The organism is Aminobacterium thunnarium (assembly GCF_055390565.1).
Map to the genome: position 1 here is coordinate 1,365,681 of NZ_AP042412.1, position 17,327 is coordinate 1,383,007.

A 17,327-nucleotide genomic window follows, 5' to 3' on the forward strand; every position below is an offset into this window, starting at 1 on the left:
CATCTTAAGATGACAGCTAACAAAAAGCTTTCGCTCATTTATTTACAACATTTTTTTAACGATCTGCACACCTCTTTTTTGCAGACTTTTCTGCCCTTTTTGATAGAAAGGCTGGGACTTTCTGTAACTCAAGCAGGGATACTGACTTCTTTGCCTGGACTATTTAACATGTTTCTCCAGCCGTTCTTGGGTTTTGTTTCAGACATAACATCCCGTCCAGTCATGATCGTCTGGGGGCCAATTTTAACAGCACTTGGAGCCTCGCTCATTCCTTCGGCTCCTTCTTACGGAGTTACTTTGATTCTTGTGTCGATATGGGGGTTGGGCAGTGCCGTCTACCACCCTCAGGGGCACGGCTCCATAGGATATATTGGAAGTTTGGAAAAATTGCCTCTTCAGCTCGCTTTTTTTAGTACTGTGGGAATTCTAGCAAGTTCTGCTAGTCCACTTTATGCAACATTTCTTTTTAAATACTGCCATGATTGGCCACTTAACATGATTCCTGTCGTTCCAGTAACCATTACAGGAATATTATTCTGGATACTGGTTCCATCGGTACATAAAATAAAAGAAAAGATTAAAAAACAACAGTCAGGTCATTTTCTTAAGACCACGAAACATATTTTTAGTGATATTTGGCCGATCTGGACTGTTACTTTCTTTAGAGATATGACCAACCATGGAATAAAGTTTTTATTTCCCCTTCTTATCGCTCTTCGGGGGGGAGGCATTGAAAAGGTAGGATTTTCTCTTTTCCTTCTCCAGTTAGCTAAAGTTGTATCTCCCCTTCTGGCCGGAAAGGCTGCTTTAAAATACGGGAACAAGAAGGTTTTACTTTTTGCCCAAGGAGCCTGCCCTTTACTTATTTTTCCTGAATTATTCTTTGAAGGCTGGCAGGCCTTCGTTCTTTTTCTTGTAGGGAACGCCTTACTAATATCTTCGTCTCCAATTCTCGTTGCCCAGGCTCAGGAATTGGCTCCGGAATCAAAAAGTACGGCCACATCTCTTCTGATGGGAGTTGCGTATGGCCTCAGCGGCCTTACGATGGCCATTGTTGGAAAGATAGCTGACCTGCAAGGTATTGTGTTTGCATTCTCACTTATACTTCTATTCCCCCTGCTTAATATCTTTATTATTCTGTGTAAATGGGGGAAAGGGCAAAAAGCATAGATACATAGCAAAAGACAAAAACTAGATGAAACACATAGTCATACTACGAAGGACAGAGGATAGTATTTCCTCTGTCCTTTGTTTAACTTTACTCGTTTACTATTGCGAAAGCACGCACTGGAAACCCTGGAGCTTCTTTAGCTTTCGGCACTATACAAAAAATTATAGCTCCCTTTGGCGGAACCTGGTCAAGGTTAGTCATTACTTCTATTTGAAAGGTATCTTGATGAAGAATATAATTTTCTCCCTGGAATCCATATTTTACCTGGGTCACCGACGCATCCGTATCGAATGGTTCATGTCCATTGGCACTTATTTTTCTTTCTTCGTACAAAAATTTCAAAGCTTCAAGAGACCACCCTGGAGAATGGGCATTTCCTTCGCTGTCTTTACCTAAGTACTTATTTTGATCGGGCCAATTTTTACTCCAATCTGTCCTCATCGCAACAAATGAACCTTCGGGAATTTTTCCGTATTTCGATTCCCACTCCCCAATATCTTCAATCGTCATTTCATAGTCAATGTTTTTTCGTACCTTTTCGGAGCAATCTATTACGACCATTGGCAAAACCATTTCTTTAAGCTCGATGCTATCTACAAGTCTTCCTCCCTTAGCAAAATGGCCAGGGGCATCCATATGGGTACCATACTGCCCAGGAAAAGCAAATTTATTAACAAAAATACCGTGTTCTTCTATATTGAAAAGTGTCTCGATCTTTTCAGGTTCAAAACCTGGCCACCTAGGAGTATCTCCTCCAAATTCGTGAGTCAGATCAACCCATTTACACTTTTTGAGATTGGAAAGAACCTCCCACAAATTCACACCAGTAAACATGACAACATCCCCCTTAATCTTTTTAAAAGTTGTTGCTTACATCAACAGTCTTCGACTCCGAAAAAGTATTAAGTTAAGAAATTATCAGTTTTTTTCTACAATTAAACATTAGGGGAAGTTAACAAAAAAGTCAACGAACTAATGAAGTTCATTTGTTACTCGTATACGAGCAGCAAAATTTGAAAAGAGAAAAAGGAACAATCTCTTATCGAGATCTGCCCCTCTTTCGTCTTTTAACTTTAGGCAAACCGGTAACGCCTGCTCTATTCAAGTTATCACGAATTTGCCTTTTCGCTATTGGAGAGTAACCCTGTGAATCACATATTTTCGTATAGATTTCCCTAAGCTTTGTATGTGGAAGGTTTCCTTTTATTTCTATTTGACCATCTTTTTCTGCCTTCATAAGAATATGTTCAGCTACTATATTTTCTATAGCAAGATCAAGAACACATTCTGCAGAGAAGCCAAAATTTTCTTCTGGTTTAAAACGTACATGAGGGTGCGTTGATCAAGATGATCCTATTTCGTAATAATGTGTTTGTGTAGTTGTTGTTGGAGCTATTATCATAACAGGGTAATCAGAATTTAAAGGATCTGGAGTATATCTATATGCCCCTAAATAAATAAACCAACGTCGTTTTTGCTTTCCTTCGTAATTGTATGGGTATTGTTCCCAAACAAAAACATCTCCTATAACCATAACTTTATATACTGGCTAAAAAGCCGCTTCGGCCTCTTCCATAGCCGCTATATCTCTATAACATAAGAAACGCTCTTCCTCAGGAGTTAGGTCCTCCTCTGCTTTCTGAAATAGGTCATCAAATTCATCTTCATACTCCATAGGTATTTTCCCTCGTCCAACCTTTTCTGCAATCGCCCAGGCTTTTTTCCAAGCTTTTATTTCTTTATGGGCATCCTTTATCAATGTTTCAAGGTCGACATCATCTTGAGTATATGCGTCTAATATCCCATCCATTACATCAAGTTCATTGTCAGAAAAGTAATCCAGGTCAGGCTCATCAAGGGGCTCAACTTTGCTTCCGCCATCACTCGTTGTAACAAATCGATATTTATCAGTTTTTAGTTCATTTCGTGCATCATATAATAAGGGAGGAACTGGGCCATATTTCATTGCATTATATTCTAGGCCAATACACGGAACTCCTGTTTTCTTCAGCATTCTAAAATCAAGAAGGGTAAGAAATTTATATATCCAAGTCTGTCGCGGAAAGTATTTTTTTCGAGAATAAAATTCTGAAGAAAAATAGGCAATCGCATTTTTAAGCTTTTCTTCCCTATAAGGAATCACTTCTTTAACCTCCTTTCACAATAAAAAGAGCCAAATAAACTCAAGGCACAAATCTACTTATAAAGTATCAAAATACACTTTATAATTTTCAAATGTATCTTTGTATCTAATTATGTACAAACCAACAAGAGAAGTCAAACCAGAGCGGCTGTAACAAGCCTTAATAAGCTACAATAGCAAATAACGTCTCTTACTTTATGCGTGTGTTCAAACAAACCCTATCCTTTCTGTTCCTTTTCTTTCGTCTTTTAACTTCAAGCAGATCAGTAACGCCTGCGTTATCTACTAAAAAGCCGCTCGCTCCGGTTCCGGCCGCTTTGCTTTAGCCACTTCGGCCTCTTCCATAGCCTTTATAGCAACCCTACGCGCCCTCACAACACCCCGGGCCCGTCAGTCTGCTCTTCCCACCCGACACCGGCTCCACCTCAATCTGCGTGCTGATCCTCTCTCGCAGCGCGGATACGTGCGAAATCACACCAATGAGTTTCTCCTCCTGCTGTAAGCCAGCTAAGGTTTCGAGAGCGGTTTCCAAGGCGTCTTCATCTAGCGTTCCAAACCCTTCGTCCAAAAAGAGCGAATCGACCCTCACATTCTGACTCGCCATCTTCGAGAGTCCGAGAGCCAAGTTAAGGCTCACAATAAAGGTTTCTCCACCAGAGAGGTTTTTCGTCGATCTGACCTCCCCCGCCTGGTAGTTGTCGATAACATCAAGCTCCAGCGGCTGTTCCTCATTTTGTATCAGAAGGTAGCGATCTGTCATTTTCGCAAGCTGTCGATTGGCATGAGACACCATCAATTTGAAGGTCTGCCCCTGCGCAAAATTCCGGTACTTTTTACCATCTGCCGACCCTATGAGACTATGCAGTTTAGCCCATCGATTGCACTCTTTTTTCTGCTCCTCAATGGCCCCTTGCTTCTCTTTCATGCGCTCTTTATTCTGGCTGTTCGAGACAAGTTGCTGTTTCAACCCCGCAATAACGTCACGAAGAAGCTTCAGATTTTCTTCGCACTCCCTGAATTGGGGTTCAAGCTTTTCACGCCCCTCATCCGTCACCTTTTTGGCAATTTCAGCCACCAAACGCTCTTTGCGGTCTTCCTCTTTGGCCTTGAGTTCCGTCTGCCGGTTGTCGAGGCTCTTTGCCCTGTTTGCCAGTGCCATCCGTTCCGAAGATGTAAGGCGAGCCTGAAGGAACCGCGCCTCGTCGCCGAACCCGCCCGCATGCAAAGAGATATGAAACGCCGACTCGAGCTCGTCAAGCAGCGACGCTCTCTCCCCAATCTTCTTACTGAGCGACTCTATGCTTGCCTTCGTTGCGGTCAGCTTCTGTTGCGCTAGGTTAAGCTGATTTCGTGCCTCTCTCTCTACCTCATCAGCCTTGGCAATCTGTTGGTTCATGCGCTCTTCCTCTTTGTCGGGGTCTTTATCTCCGTAGAGCTTCTGGCGCTCAGCCATTGCGCTCGTATATCCATCTTGAGCCGACTGTAAGGCCTGTTTTTTCTCTGCCAAATCCTTCTTCAGCGTCTCAATTTCACCATCGAGCTTCCCCAACGTTTTTTCAAACTGAAAACGCTCTCTTTCTATTTTTTCTTTTTCATCGACATGGGCCTGCCATGCTTCGAGCCGTTCATGCAACACCCCACGCAACGGAGAAACGTCTGTCTCTGATGTGAGGTCGACGCCGAGGGGGTGAAGTTTCTCTGATACAGTTACCTTTAAGCGATCATAGTCGTCTCTCATCTTTTGTAGCGTCTCATTCAAGTCTGAGAGATCTTTTTCCGCCCTTTCCTTCTCTTGTGTAACGAGCCGAGCATCGCTTTCCAACTCTTTTAGTTTGCTCGTAGCCTCCCGCTCAGCTGCTTCACGCTCTTTTACGTTTTCGCCCAAAGCTTCTGCCGCTTCTATGAGCCCCGTCAGCTCATCGATCTTCTTCTGCGTTCCATCAGGGAGGGGAACATTCCCCTCCGCATAGGGATGGACCGTAGCTCCACAGAGTGGGCACGGTTTGCCGTCTTCGAGTTCTGCTCTGTAATCTTCAAGTTGCGCTATCTTTTTAAGGAGAATCATCTCTCGCAATAATGCCTCTTTTTCGGCGCGATATTCACGAAGCAATCGCCCTGCCAAGTGAGTTTCAAGCTCTTTTTGTGCCTCTTCGTGAGCCTTGACAGCTTCTTCAACCTGCTTCTTGAAAACGTCGTTCTTTCTGCCGCACTCTCTCAGCCTTTTACAACAATCGGCAAGCTGTGCCTGAGCCTGTTGCGCCTTCGTCTCTTGTTGAATAATGGCCTTCTGCTCGCTACCAAGATGGGCCAGCTGCTGTTCTATTCCCGTAAAGCCGCTCACCAGCCCCTTATCTTCGCAGTGAGCCTCAAGGTATTCTTGAACAGCTTTCAACTTTTCGTCAGCTCTGTTGTGCTCCTCTTGTGTTACGTTCCTCTCCTTCTCCTTTGCCTCAATCGCCTCGGCATCCCCTGTACACTTCTTGGCGCACGATTCGACGTCTTCCCCTTTCAGGGCGAGATTTTGGTCGAGCAAACGCACATTTTTAATGAGAGGAACCTCTTGGTTCAGCTCGTCTTTGGCTTTTTGGGTCTGCTGCTCTGCTTTTTTCAAGCTCTCTTCACACTCTTTAAAGGCCCCCTCAAGCCCGGGAAGCTCCCCTTCCAGCTTTTCCAACGAAGCGCTATCATCGCTCTGAACCTTCCGAACCTCTGCCAGCCTGGCATATTCGCCGTCAAGTTCGGCCGCTTTCTGGGCATGGTCAAGGCGTTCACGCTCCGGTTTGAACTCTTCAATTTCGGATGTGAGCTTCGCGGATTCCTCAGAGAGGGAAGCAATCTCTTCATGAAGTGCTTCTATATCTTTCAGCCATGAAAGGGCGCGCTCCATTTTCTCCCGCTGATCGGCGAGTGCTACCTCTTCTTTGCGTTTTTCGGCTATCTCATGCCCAATCTCGCATTCCCGCTCGGGAGTGAGAAGTTCAATGCCAGAAGCCTCGGCTTCCAGCAGGCCTAACGCATCTTTTTCTCTACTATGACGCTTCTGGACACGCCGTGAAATTTCAGAATAAATCTCGGTGCCGGTTATCTGTTCGAGTATTTCAGATTTTTGCTCCGGATTGGCCTTCAGGAAGGTATCGAAGCTGCCCTGCGCAAGGAGAATTGATCTTGTAAATCGGTCGAAATCCATTCCAATTTTATCTACGATAACGCCCGGAACCAGGCTCTTTTTCGACTCTATAACTTTGCCTGGCCCATCGTCTTTCACTTCGCTGATCTCATGATGTGCATCGACAAGGTTTCCATCAGTTTTGCCGTGGGCGCGATGCTGTTCCCAGAAACAACGGAAACGCCCTGCCTGAGATTCGAAAACAACCTCTGCAAAGCACTCCGCCGTCTGACGAGACATGATTTCGTTGCCACTCTTCGTGATCCGCCCGAGTCGAGGAGTCGCCCCGTACAAAGCCAGGCAGATTGCGTCAAGTATGGTGGATTTGCCGGCGCCTGTAGGCCCCGTGATTGCAAAGAGGCCGTTCGCCATATATGCTGGATCTGTAAAATCGATACGCCACTCTCCGTAAAGGGAGTTCAGATTTTTAAATCGGAGTTCAAGAATTTTCATGTTCAGCCTCCCTATTCTGCGTTAACGTCATCTTCATAAAGAGACCTGACTATCTCGTTATATGCCGTGATAAGCTCTTCCCGCTCTTCCTGAGGAACGCCGTAGTCGTCAAGGCAGCGTTCAAAAATGTCGTTTACTGTCATATCGTCGAGGGTTTCGCTTTCCTCAAGAGTAAGGGTGGCATTTTCAATAATCTGTCTGTTTTTTATTCGCCTAATTTCCATGGAACTGCCCGAGATTGCCTCTTCCAGAACCTCTCGCAGGTTTCCAACAACGCTTGTGCCCGTATACTCGATCTCAAGCCACGCGGAGCTGCCCTGCCCCTTGAATTCCTCAATTTTCGACTCTATTTCATCAAGGGAACCCACGATGCGTTCCAAAGGCTGAAAGCACGGAATCTGAATGTCGCGAACGTCTGGCGTCGTGCTGTTGAATTCAACAATAATCACCTTTTTATTCTGACGGGCCTCGCCGTAGCCCATAGGGATGGGAGCGCCACAGTAACGGATGTGATCAGTATTTCCCACACACTGAGGAACGTGGAGGTGTCCCAACGCCAGGTAGTCGATAGACGAAGGGAAGCGGTCGGCCGCCACGTGAGCCAGTGAGCCGACGTACAACTCTCTGACGCCGTCCCCGTCCACCGTTTTGCCTCCCACCGTGAAAAGGTGCCCCATTGCGATAATTGGAATATCTACTCCGCTATCTTTCTTAAACTCGGCGCGCTTCTTCTCGGCAATGTCACAGACGGTTCCATAGTGATTTGTAAGGCCTTCGATGAGCTTCTCATTCTTATCTTTAATCGTTTCGCCGGCCTCGACAACGCGAATATCTTTATCCCGAAGATATGGAACCGCGCAGACTATGGCTTCCGGCTTTTGGCTTCTATCTCTCAGCACGATAATTTCGTCTTCCGGGTTATCTGTTATGGAACCCACAACGTGGACGTTCAGAGCTTTGAGAATCTCTTTCGGAGCGTTCAGGAATGAGGGGGAATCGTGGTTTCCTGCAATAATGACAACGTGCCGGCAACAGGAACGAGAGACTGTGCAGAGAAAGTTGTAGTAAAGCTCCTGAGCGCGGTTGCTGGGAGTGCTCGTGTCAAAAACATCTCCGGCGACGAGCAGTGCGTCGACATTTTCGGCTTCGATAGTTGTGCCGAGCCAGCCTAGAAATTGGGAAAACTCGTCGTAGCGTTTGCGCCCGTAAAGGGAGCGTCCCAGGTGCCAGTCTGATGTATGAAGAATCTTCATTGGGCTTCCTCCTGTGAAGTAATTGAAATAGTCTCTTCTGCTGATGCCGTTGAAGCTGGTGACAAGGCCGCATCGAATGAAGCGACCAGGTTAGCCGATAAAGCCATCGTGGCCACAGTGATCAAAGCTCTCAGTTTGGCTGATAAAGCCATCGCAGCCGAAGTGATCAAAGCTCTCAGTTTGGCTGATAAATCCATCTCAGCCGCAGTGTCCGAGCCAATCGAATATGCCGCTACAAATGATACCAAAGAAACAACCAGCATCGCCCAGACGGAACTAACTTCAGCTTCTCTTTGAATTATAGCTGAGGATTTACATTCTCCGCTTCTTCTCTGCACATATCGTTGCCAGGCTACCAAAGACGTAAACACGCAACAAAAACGCAAATTAATATATATTGTACCTCAATTGATCATCGACTGGCTTTTATTACGATTTTATTACGCGTTCCTCTCTCTCTTGCAAAACAAAAATAGCGCTATACTATACTCATATATTTAATAATCATGCCTCAACTCTTTCGTACTCCACTCACTTGAAGGAGGACATCATGAGAATCGACACAATCAGTTTACAGATAAAAAATGGGGAATATTTCACATTCCTCTCGCCGACTGAAGAACACGCACACGATGTTTTGAACCACATGAAGCAGACAAGCTCCGAAACCGAATATTTGCTGAGATACGAAGATGAGATCAGAATGACTGTCGAGGAAGAGCAAGATTTTTTGTCAAAGCAGGCAGAGAGCCCAAAGGCCATAATGATTTCCGCATACTTTGATGAAAAGCTCGTGGCGCTCACTGGAATATCCCCTGTAGTGGAATGCGATAAATGCAGTCACAGAGCAGTGTTGGGAATGTGCGTTCTAAAAGATTTCTGGGGGAAAGGTATCGGTTTTACCATAATGGGAATGATTATCGACGAAGCCAGAAAGATGGGCTATGAACAGGTGGAGTTAGAGGTCGTCGCAGACAACATCCGTGCATTTTCCCTCTACAAAAAGTTTGGATTCGAAATTTATGGAGTCCGCAAAAACTCCTTCAAATATCGCGATGGAAGATACAGCTCGGAATATTTGATGGCATTACCGTTATAATAAAATTTCCGCACACCAAATCACAAACAGCAGCGAGGGGAAAAAGATGTCGAACGAATTTACCGTAAGAAAGGCTGCACCCAGCGACGCCCAGGAAATGAGCTACGTCCATGCCCAAGCTTGGAGAGAGGCCTATCGCGAATTGATTCCCGCAGATTACCTTCAAAACCTCAGAGACGACCATTGGGGCGAACTCTTCTCTACTATTCTGTCTGACGGAAGTACAACCACCGCATGGGTAGTTTTGCAAGAAAACAAAGTAATAGCCTGCGCAAGCGTTTGCCCGTCCCGCTACAAAGGGTATGAAGGAAACCTCGAATTGGTATCAATATACTGTCTGCCCGAGTTTTGGGGGAAGAGCTGCGGACACGCCCTCATGAAGGAAGTAAAAAAATACGCCTCCGAAAATAGTTTTCTCCGCATTGCACTGTGGGTGTTAGACGGCAACGAATCCGCCATAAAGTTCTACGAGCACCAGGGATTCTGGGCAAACGGAGGCTTGCTGCATGTTGAAATAGGGGGCGCCGATATGGTGGAGAGGAGATTCGTTTGCAAGGTGTAGGAAGCGTGAAGGGAAAGACAAACAACTACCTGAATGTTAAGAGCGATCGGTATCGCCACACGCAGTCCTCCCTTAATTTTCAACAACAATTGTAACAGCTTTCGACTTAGCTTTCGACTTAGCAAAATTACGATCGAAGCTCTAATCACCCAAACAAGCCAACCCTTTCAACTCCCGCCAAACATTCCCCGCCCAAACAGGAAAAACATCTGTGAGAATTCACTCATAATCCCCTCTATGTCTTTTTATTTTTCCTCACAAAAAATAATTAAAGTCCCAATATTTTTTTCTTTACACCTATTTAAAATGGGTAGACAAAACTACTTATTACTGATACAGTTTAATTATATTAAATAACACTATTAACTCATATATTGTAGTCCATTCTTCCTATTTTGTTAAGTCTATTTTAACCCACATATTATTTGAAGCACTTGAATAGTTCGATCGTATAAAGGAATATCGATTGCGACACTTCTAGTAACGCTTGAACCAATTTTCGTAATAATGGCGACGGCCTGTCTATGAAAATTATCCCTTCCTAAGGAAATCTCTCTTTTTTCCCATTGCAACGTAAGCGCTTATTCTCATGATCTGCACTCGATACGGTTCCTACAAAATTTAGCATCGCTTTTTCATCTACAAAACGCTAATCAAAAAGCCTTTCACAGCCGCGCAATAAGCCATGCAACAAGAAGTAGGCAATACATGCAACTAGCAAAATGGTAACTAATCCTACGGAGAAAGAAAAAGGAGGAAATGTGATGAAGGCACGAAAGGCGTTGGTACTCTTTTTAGCAATAGCGCTTGTAGTTTTTGGATTGGCTGCTATGGCACAGGCAAGTAATACTGCCACTCAAACAGTAACATTTCAGGTGCAGGCAATAAATGAAATCAGCTTAGGTGCAGATCCTGACCCCCTCATTATCAGCACAGCAACCGCTGGAAGTGAGCCAGATTATGCTCAAGGCACATCGACATACGCTATCACAACAAACGATGAAGGCAAAAAAATTACAGCTAAAATTGACACCGCTATGCCCATGGGAACTGATCTTTACGTAGAGCTGGAAGCACCCACCGGAGGAACTTCGTCAGGTCAAGTAGAGTTAGCGACAACTGATAATGACGTAGTAACTAGTATTGAACATGTAGCGGAAAGTGGCAAAATAATAACCTATATCTTTTCTGCAGATTCAACTGCAGATGTTATGGAAAGCACAGCAACGAAAACAGTTACGTTCACTCTCACGGATGTCGTAATCTAAATCCTCATTTTTTCTAAGTTGTTCTAAGGCAGGGGGGAGGTTCCTCTCCCCCTCCCCCCCTGTCTCTTTGGAGTGAAACGAGGTGTCTTGCTGTGATAAAAAGATGCATTTTAATTGTCTTATTATGCATAGTTTCTTTACAATCGCCCCTCTATGCCATTGAAATCGATATTTATGCAACTGGTGGTTGGACAAATTTAGTTATTAATTCTTCCCATCTCAGAGGTGGTGCCGGAAGCAATCTAGCCGATAGTTTCGAAAGCACTGTAGATGCAACAATAATAAGCATTGCAGGCACCGAATGCCCTTGTGGCGCATGGGATGTTTTAATACGAAAGAGCGCTTCATCGTGGGCAAGTGGTGCTACTCTTTACGTTAAGCGAACAGGAAATGGAAGCGGAGCCGGATCAATCCGTGGGGGAACTTTATACATAGCTGTCGGGGAATCTGATGTTCTTTTCTTTAGTGGAAACGGCGACAGAACAAATATTTCTATACAATACAAAATATCTGGACTGTCTATATCGGCGCCCCAAGGAACGTACAGCGCCCCTATAACTTTTACGGTGGTGGATCAATCATGAAAAAAATATTATTCGTGTCTTTCTGTTTGTTTTTATTATTGTGCCTATATTTTTCTGATAAGGGATACGCCATACAACTACCAGATGGAATGACTGTCAATAAAACCCTTCCGCTAGGTGGACAAACATCTGGGAATATTGTCATTGCAAATAATGGCAAAGAAGCAGAAACAGTTCGTATCTATCAAACAGATTACATGTTTTCTGCAGACGGCAAGAACAATTTCGGATCTCCGGGAAGCATGCCGCGATCTAACGCAAAATGGATCAAATTTACGCCTAACCAAGTAACCGTAGCTCCTGGCGAAGAAACCTCAATTTTTTACGAGATAGCGGTTCCAGAGACATCTGACCTTCGTGGAACATACTGGAGCGTCATTATGGTGGAACCCATTCCTCAAGATGCTTTGAAACCTCCGAATCCTAAAAAGGACAAAGCGACTATCGGAGTTCAGGCTGTGTTTAGGCATGCCGTTCAGATGATCACACATATAGAAAATACAGGAACCCGTGCTCTCCAGTTCTCAAACAAAGCCCTCAAAGATCAAGCCCACAAGACCTTCCTGACCATAGATGTAGAAAATGTAGGCGAACGGTGGCTGGTTCCTCAGCTTTATGTTGATGTAGCCGATTCAGGTGGGAAGGCAATGAAACGATACGAAGGGAAAAAGTTCCGCATATACCCGGGCTGCTCCGCCCGCTATGTTATAGATCTTGGAAAATTGAATTCGGGAAAATACAACGCTCTCGTTATAGCAGATAGCGGAGAAAATGAAAAAGTTTTCGGTGCCAGATACATATTAGATGTTAAGTGATCCTGAGCGCTAACCTGAGTCTTGGTGCGAAAAGCCATGGTGAAGGGGAGGCTGAAGAAGAGAAATGATGAGAAAAAAGAGACGGTACAGATCAATATTCTTTCTTTTCATTTTATTGATTCTTCTTCTCTGGGCAAAAAGCGCGTACGCTCAGGGTAAGGGATATGGTGTACATATCCGCCTCATGGTTCCCCCACAACTTGATGCTAACCCCGGAGAAATAGTTAGCGCCAGTTTTATAGTTGAAAATACAACCGATAGTGAAGAAACCTTCGAAGAAGCCCTCTCCTTGCCGGAAGGCTGGCTTGAAATCACTCCCCCGGACGTTTTTATTCTGGGCGCTAAACAGCAAACGGTGAGAATGCTGGCTTTCCAAATTCCGACCACATCGAGCGCCAAGGATTATACCGTAACGTACTCGGTGCGGTCCCAACGAGACTACGCCATCTCAGACGCCGTTTCCATAAGCATATCTGTTCTTTCAGTAGATGGAATACACATTTTTTCTGAAAGTGCGCCAGACATGATTGTGGGCGGCGAATCCTACGAAATAACAGCAAGAATCGCCAATAAGGGAAACACTGCTCTCACAATGCTGATCTCTGCCAGAAGTTCGAATGACTACCCCTTAACTCTCTCTACACACGAAATTGTTCTTGAACCTGGAGGAAATACCGTCATCGCCATTTCAGTGAAAACCCCCTCCCAAATACCCAAAAGTCTGAACCACACCGTCTTCATTGAAGCAGTGAGCAAAGAGGATTCCTCTATCAGATCGGTTCTTTCCGTAACGACAGGAATCGTATCTCAGCACGCGAAAATCGACCTCTACCACCGCATTCCGGCTAGTTTAACCCTGAAATCTATGGGGAGAAGAGATACAAAAGACTCCGATGGTTTCGACATCGAACTGGAAGGTAGGGGAACCCTTGAAGAGGGAGGCAGACGCTGGATTGACTTTTCACTACGCGGCCCTGACACGCATGAGAAGGGACTTTACGGAGAGAGAGACGAATATTACATAAACTACTTTGACCCCGACCTCGATTTCAGACTGGGCGACCAAAGCTACGGACTCTCGCACCTCACGTCTTACTCGCGATACGGAAGGGGAATAGAAGCCTTCTATCATCCCGAAAACAGCTTTTACGGTCTTGGAACCTACTATGTGAAAAACCGTTTCACCACTCCTGACTGGGAAGAAAGCGGAGTGTACATAAAGGGAGCCTTTTCCCCCCAGGCCCAATGGAAGCTCAACTACTTGCAGAAAGAGTGGGATAGGCATGAAAAGAGGGGTTCCAAAACAACAGATGATATTTATAGCATTGAAGGAACCTTCGTGCCTACCAAGAATACGAGGCTCAGCCTTGAATATGCGAGAGGAGAAAGAAGTGAAGAAAATGGTGCGGGAAAAGTCGAGGATGACGCTTATAGGGTGAATCTTTCAGGCCTTGCGGGAACAGCGCGCTACTCCTTTGTCAAAACTCACGCTGAGCCTGATTTCTACGGATATTACAATGATAGCGATTATCTGGCCACGTCGGTGAGCTTTCCTCTATTCGGCCAAAGATCAAGCCTCGTAGCAAACCGTACGCGGGGCTTCCTTGCATACAGCACCTATGAAACCAATCTCGACAAACGACTCGATAAGGGAGACATTTCGGCAAAAGAAACGCTCTTTCAGGCAGGAATCAATCACAGTCTCTCTAATGGCTGGTATGCTCAACTTGCTTACGATAACTTCAGCAGAAAAGACCGACTCTTCCCCTCGGAATATGACACAAAAGAAAAGGCCTACCGCTTCAGTCTCGGAAGAAGCACCGAAAAATTCAACTACCGAGTCGAGGCGCGCTACGCTGACCAACACGATCTACTCACCGATGAAAGCAGTTCGCCATGGAACTACAGTTTCTACATATCGTACATACCCTCAAGCAAGCTCTTGTTCACCCTTTACGGAGGGTTCGGCGATAATAGCGCGATCAGCGGAAGCAGGCTTCTTTCAGATCAAGACAACTGGGGACTTTCTTTCCGGTGGCAGGCAACAGAGCAACTTATACTCAGCGGATGGTACACGAAATATAATTTCAACTCGAAAGATCCCGAAAGCAACAACTATCAGTTCGAAGTATCCCTCGCCATGCCAGACGAAAGCCGTTGGGCCTTCAAAATCCGCCGCTACGACTGGGAGTATGGCAACGAGACTGAAACTGACTACTCCCTTTCATACACCGTTCCTATTGGCATCTCTGTGAGCAAGAAAAAATCTCTAGGAATCCTCTCTGGATCAGTATGGGAACGTGTCGGGGATGTTTCCGCATTGGCGGCAGCTCAAACATCTGCGGCGCCAACATCTGCCGCACCTAACAAAGCACCAGTTCAAACATCTGCGGCATCGGCACAACTAGACACTTATTCCGCTCCCGACGAAACTAAAAAAGCTCTTCCCAACGCCATTATTACTCTAAACGGCAGCAAAGTTGCCACAGACGCTTCTGGAAAGTTTACGTTTTCGGCACCTCCTGGCACGTACTTTCTCGACATAGACCGCTCCACCATCGGACTCGAAAAAACCGCGTTGGAAAAACTCCCAATGAAAGTACACGTACAAGCAGGCCAAACAACCTCCGTTGAGCTCACAATTGTCAACGCTGCTACACTCAGCGGAGAGATCGTTCTTCTTAAAGAGGAGACACCACCGTCACATACAATCAGGGATGAAGCCGTAACGGTAGGAAACCCTGACAACGGCGCGGCGCGGGTTCCAGCAAAATTGGAAGGAATTTTGGTTGAGCTTTCAAAAAACGATGAAACCATCAGAATGATGACAGACAGCGAAGGAAAATTCTCTTTCTTGAACATACGTCCCGGAGCATGGAACTTCAAAGTCTACGACTACGACGTACCTGCTTACCACTACATTCAAAATCCCGAAGAACATATAACACTAGCGCCCGGCGAGAAAAGAAACATCACAATAAAAGTCGTACCTAAAAAGAGACAGATCGAAATATTGGAAGAAGGGATTATACGAAACCAGTCATAAATTCCCTTGCGGATTAATCGTTTTGTGCAAGACTGATATAGACAAAACGTATAGACATAATCGAAAAAGCCGCGAGGAGTTTGACCATGATTCGAAATCGAAAACGTTCTATTTTTGCCAGCCTTCTGACCGCCATTTTCTTAACCATCGCCAGCCAGGCATTAGCACTCTCCATTGGAACCATGAATATCGAGTATTTCGACGTCTCGGGGAAAAAGGCCTACTCCCCCTCTGATTGCGCCAACCTAGCCAAAACCATCACCTTTTCTGGCGCTGATATTTTAGCCCTCCAGGAAATCAAGGGAAACGCCGCAATGAGATATTTCGTTACTAAATTCTTGCCGAAATGGAAATATGCAGGAAACGACACAGGCGGAAGACAAGATCTTTACTTTCTCTGGAATAGCGAAAACTTAAAACTTCTAGACGGCCCCTTCGCTTATGGAGCCAATGCCTCTTTCCGATTTGAGGGGAAAAGCTACAAACTAAATGACCGCCCCAATCTCGTGGCTACCTTCCTAGACAAAGAGAAAAACCGCCAATTTACCCTGGTCAACGTGCACCTCAAAAGCCAGAGTACCAGAGGGAAAAAAGACCAAAATCAGGCCAAACGATATAACGAGGCTAAACGCAATGCCCAAATCGATGGGATCAACAAACTTGTATCGACACTGAAAGGTCCCGTTTTCATACTCGGAGACTACAACACTGACACGCCTACTGGGTGTTCCTTCCCCTTATTAGCCCTCGGCAAAGGACGATACAGCTACGACAACAGCAAAAGCAACCTTGATTACATCGGATTTGCGAATGTAAAAAGAGCACCCTCGTGGGTATTATACGAAGTCGAAAGTGCTATAGCAGCTCGATCAACAAAACGCACTCAGCACCCAGACCACGACATGGTTGTGCTTTCTATAGATGGAGAAAAACCGTCACAAACTGTTGTTGGATTAGAAGGAATCCCCGCTCCACGATTAATAGCGCCACAAAAGGGAGCAATTACGGCTGCAACCATCGTATCAAAGGCTGATACTCACCCTACGACTGTTTATATTACTAAGACAGGGGAAAAATATCATGGTGTCGGATGTTCATACCTCGGCAAAGATAAAATTCCTATCTCACTTTCGGAAGCAAAAGCGAAGGGCTATACGCCGTGCTCGAAATGCCACCCCACTGACTGACGAATAAACAACAGCGGATCAGACCTGATCTGCTGGCTTACTTGAGTGAAATATTCTTCTGTCATGTACTCTTCCAAACCATATTTTTTATAGACAAAGTCTGCATAGTGATAGTTCATGCGATCTACCAAGATGTAGTCAACAGCCCCTTCCAGCAGATTAATCAATTTTTCCGCACCTGGAAGAATCGGAGCAATCATCGCATAGGTCCGAATTCCCTGCCGATGTAATTCTGCAAGAGCGTTTATTCGCTCAGGTATAGACGGCGCAGCTGGTTCAAACAATCTTCTTATGCTGTCATCTGCGGTCGTTATGGAGAACCCTACTTCTATATTTTTTGCTCCTCTGAGGATGTCTATATCTCTGAGAACCAAGGGAGAGCGGGTCTGAATCACCACAGGCCAATCTTCGCTAATTAATATCTGCAAACATTGCCTAGTGAGTTCATGTCTTCTCTCTAAGGGCTGATACGGATCACAGACACCGCTAATCCAAACTGTCGCCTTCTTTTTCTTACATATTTCTTTCCGCAGCAACTCTGCCGCATTGATCTTCACATCAACGAACGTACCCCATAGCA

At 45.2% G+C, this 17,327-nt stretch carries 14 protein-coding genes; 9 read left to right on the forward strand and 5 right to left on the reverse strand.

Annotated elements, in window-relative coordinates; all coding sequences use genetic code 11:
* Window positions 1-9: 9 nt before the first annotated feature.
* Complete coding sequence (locus tag ACZ5GY_RS06815) at window positions 10-1,170, forward strand: MFS transporter (RefSeq protein WP_464112113.1); 1,161 nt, start codon at window positions 10-12, stop codon at window positions 1,168-1,170.
* An 88-nt stretch (window positions 1,171-1,258) separates the two neighbouring features.
* Here ACZ5GY_RS06815 and ACZ5GY_RS06820 read toward each other — a convergent pair whose 3' ends face one another.
* The 4 genes from ACZ5GY_RS06820 to ACZ5GY_RS06835 all read right to left on the reverse strand — a co-directional run bounded on the left by ACZ5GY_RS06820 (window position 1,259) and on the right by ACZ5GY_RS06835 (window position 8,186).
* Complete coding sequence (locus ACZ5GY_RS06820; RefSeq protein WP_213701222.1) at window positions 1,259-2,005, reverse strand: cyclase family protein; 747 nt, start codon at window positions 2,003-2,005, stop codon at window positions 1,259-1,261.
* A gap of 715 nt (window positions 2,006-2,720) precedes the next feature.
* Complete coding sequence (locus tag ACZ5GY_RS06825; RefSeq protein WP_323401667.1) at window positions 2,721-3,314, reverse strand: Panacea domain-containing protein; 594 nt, start codon at window positions 3,312-3,314, stop codon at window positions 2,721-2,723.
* 361 nt (window positions 3,315-3,675) lie between these two features.
* Window positions 3,676-6,933 carry an AAA family ATPase gene (locus ACZ5GY_RS06830; RefSeq protein WP_464111693.1) on the reverse strand — a complete coding sequence of 1,086 codons (3,258 nt, stop codon included), beginning with the start codon at window positions 6,931-6,933 and terminating at the stop codon, window positions 3,676-3,678.
* 11 nt (window positions 6,934-6,944) lie between these two features.
* On the reverse strand, window positions 6,945-8,186 hold the full coding sequence (locus tag ACZ5GY_RS06835; protein WP_213701227.1) for an exonuclease SbcCD subunit D C-terminal domain-containing protein: 1,242 nt from the start codon (window positions 8,184-8,186) through the stop codon (window positions 6,945-6,947).
* Here ACZ5GY_RS06835 and ACZ5GY_RS06840 point away from each other — a divergent pair.
* The 8 genes from ACZ5GY_RS06840 (at window position 8,172) to ACZ5GY_RS06875 (ending at window position 16,747) form a co-directional block, all read left to right on the forward strand.
* Window positions 8,172-8,483 (forward strand): hypothetical protein, encoded by a 312-nt coding sequence (locus tag ACZ5GY_RS06840; protein WP_213699525.1) that lies wholly within the window; start codon window positions 8,172-8,174, stop codon window positions 8,481-8,483. The two genes, ACZ5GY_RS06835 and ACZ5GY_RS06840, sit on opposite strands and share 15 nt — an antisense overlap.
* Before the next feature lie 253 nt (window positions 8,484-8,736).
* Window positions 8,737-9,285 (forward strand): GNAT family N-acetyltransferase, encoded by a 549-nt coding sequence (locus tag ACZ5GY_RS06845; protein ID WP_213699526.1) that lies wholly within the window; start codon window positions 8,737-8,739, stop codon window positions 9,283-9,285.
* 46 nt (window positions 9,286-9,331) lie between these two features.
* Window positions 9,332-9,847, forward strand: a complete 516-nt coding sequence (locus tag ACZ5GY_RS06850) for a GNAT family N-acetyltransferase (RefSeq protein WP_433863305.1) — start codon at window positions 9,332-9,334, stop codon at window positions 9,845-9,847.
* Window positions 9,848-10,611: 764 nt separating this feature from the next.
* Entirely contained in the window at window positions 10,612-11,115 is a 504-nt protein-coding gene (locus ACZ5GY_RS06855) for a hypothetical protein (RefSeq protein WP_213692149.1), read from the forward strand.
* A gap of 92 nt (window positions 11,116-11,207) precedes the next feature.
* On the forward strand, window positions 11,208-11,699 hold the full coding sequence (locus tag ACZ5GY_RS06860) for a hypothetical protein (protein WP_213692148.1): 492 nt from the start codon (window positions 11,208-11,210) through the stop codon (window positions 11,697-11,699).
* Window positions 11,696-12,514: a hypothetical protein gene (locus tag ACZ5GY_RS06865; RefSeq protein WP_433863303.1), complete on the forward strand. Its 819-nt coding sequence runs from the start codon at window positions 11,696-11,698 to the stop codon at window positions 12,512-12,514. The genes ACZ5GY_RS06860 and ACZ5GY_RS06865 overlap by 4 nt, the downstream gene beginning before the upstream one ends.
* A 64-nt stretch (window positions 12,515-12,578) precedes the next feature.
* A complete protein-coding gene (locus ACZ5GY_RS06870) occupies window positions 12,579-15,560 on the forward strand; it encodes a hypothetical protein (protein ID WP_464111694.1) in 2,982 nt (993 codons plus the stop codon).
* Window positions 15,561-15,646: 86 nt separating this feature from the next.
* Entirely contained in the window at window positions 15,647-16,747 is a 1,101-nt protein-coding gene (locus ACZ5GY_RS06875) for an exonuclease/endonuclease/phosphatase family protein (RefSeq protein ID WP_464111695.1), read from the forward strand.
* Here ACZ5GY_RS06875 and ACZ5GY_RS06880 read toward each other — a convergent pair.
* The gene (locus ACZ5GY_RS06880) at window positions 16,711-17,304 is read right to left on the reverse strand and encodes an SPL family radical SAM protein (protein WP_323401677.1); all 594 of its coding nucleotides are present in this window, start codon (window positions 17,302-17,304) and stop codon (window positions 16,711-16,713) included. The two genes, ACZ5GY_RS06875 and ACZ5GY_RS06880, sit on opposite strands and share 37 nt — an antisense overlap.
* Window positions 17,305-17,327 lie beyond the last annotated feature (23 nt).

Excerpts from the sequence above, each read along its gene's own strand:
- ACZ5GY_RS06835 (WP_213701227.1), bottom strand. The coding sequence starts at position 8,186 with ATGAAGATTCTTCATACATCAGACTGGCACCTGGGACGCTCCCTTTAC.
- ACZ5GY_RS06840 (WP_213699525.1), top strand. The coding sequence starts at position 8,172 with ATGAAGAATCTTCATTGGGCTTCCTCCTGTGAAGTAATTGAAATAGTC.
- ACZ5GY_RS06820 (WP_213701222.1), bottom strand. The coding sequence starts at position 2,005 with ATGTTTACTGGTGTGAATTTGTGGGAGGTTCTTTCCAATCTCAAAAAG.
- ACZ5GY_RS06845 (WP_213699526.1), top strand. The coding sequence starts at position 8,737 with ATGAGAATCGACACAATCAGTTTACAGATAAAAAATGGGGAATATTTC.
- ACZ5GY_RS06815 (WP_464112113.1), top strand. The coding sequence starts at position 10 with ATGACAGCTAACAAAAAGCTTTCGCTCATTTATTTACAACATTTTTTT.
- ACZ5GY_RS06850 (WP_433863305.1), top strand. The coding sequence starts at position 9,332 with ATGTCGAACGAATTTACCGTAAGAAAGGCTGCACCCAGCGACGCCCAG.
- ACZ5GY_RS06830 (WP_464111693.1), bottom strand. The coding sequence starts at position 6,933 with ATGAAAATTCTTGAACTCCGATTTAAAAATCTGAACTCCCTTTACGGA.
- ACZ5GY_RS06865 (WP_433863303.1), top strand. The coding sequence starts at position 11,696 with ATGAAAAAAATATTATTCGTGTCTTTCTGTTTGTTTTTATTATTGTGC.
- ACZ5GY_RS06855 (WP_213692149.1), top strand. The coding sequence starts at position 10,612 with ATGAAGGCACGAAAGGCGTTGGTACTCTTTTTAGCAATAGCGCTTGTA.
- ACZ5GY_RS06875 (WP_464111695.1), top strand. The coding sequence starts at position 15,647 with ATGATTCGAAATCGAAAACGTTCTATTTTTGCCAGCCTTCTGACCGCC.
- ACZ5GY_RS06870 (WP_464111694.1), top strand. The coding sequence starts at position 12,579 with ATGATGAGAAAAAAGAGACGGTACAGATCAATATTCTTTCTTTTCATT.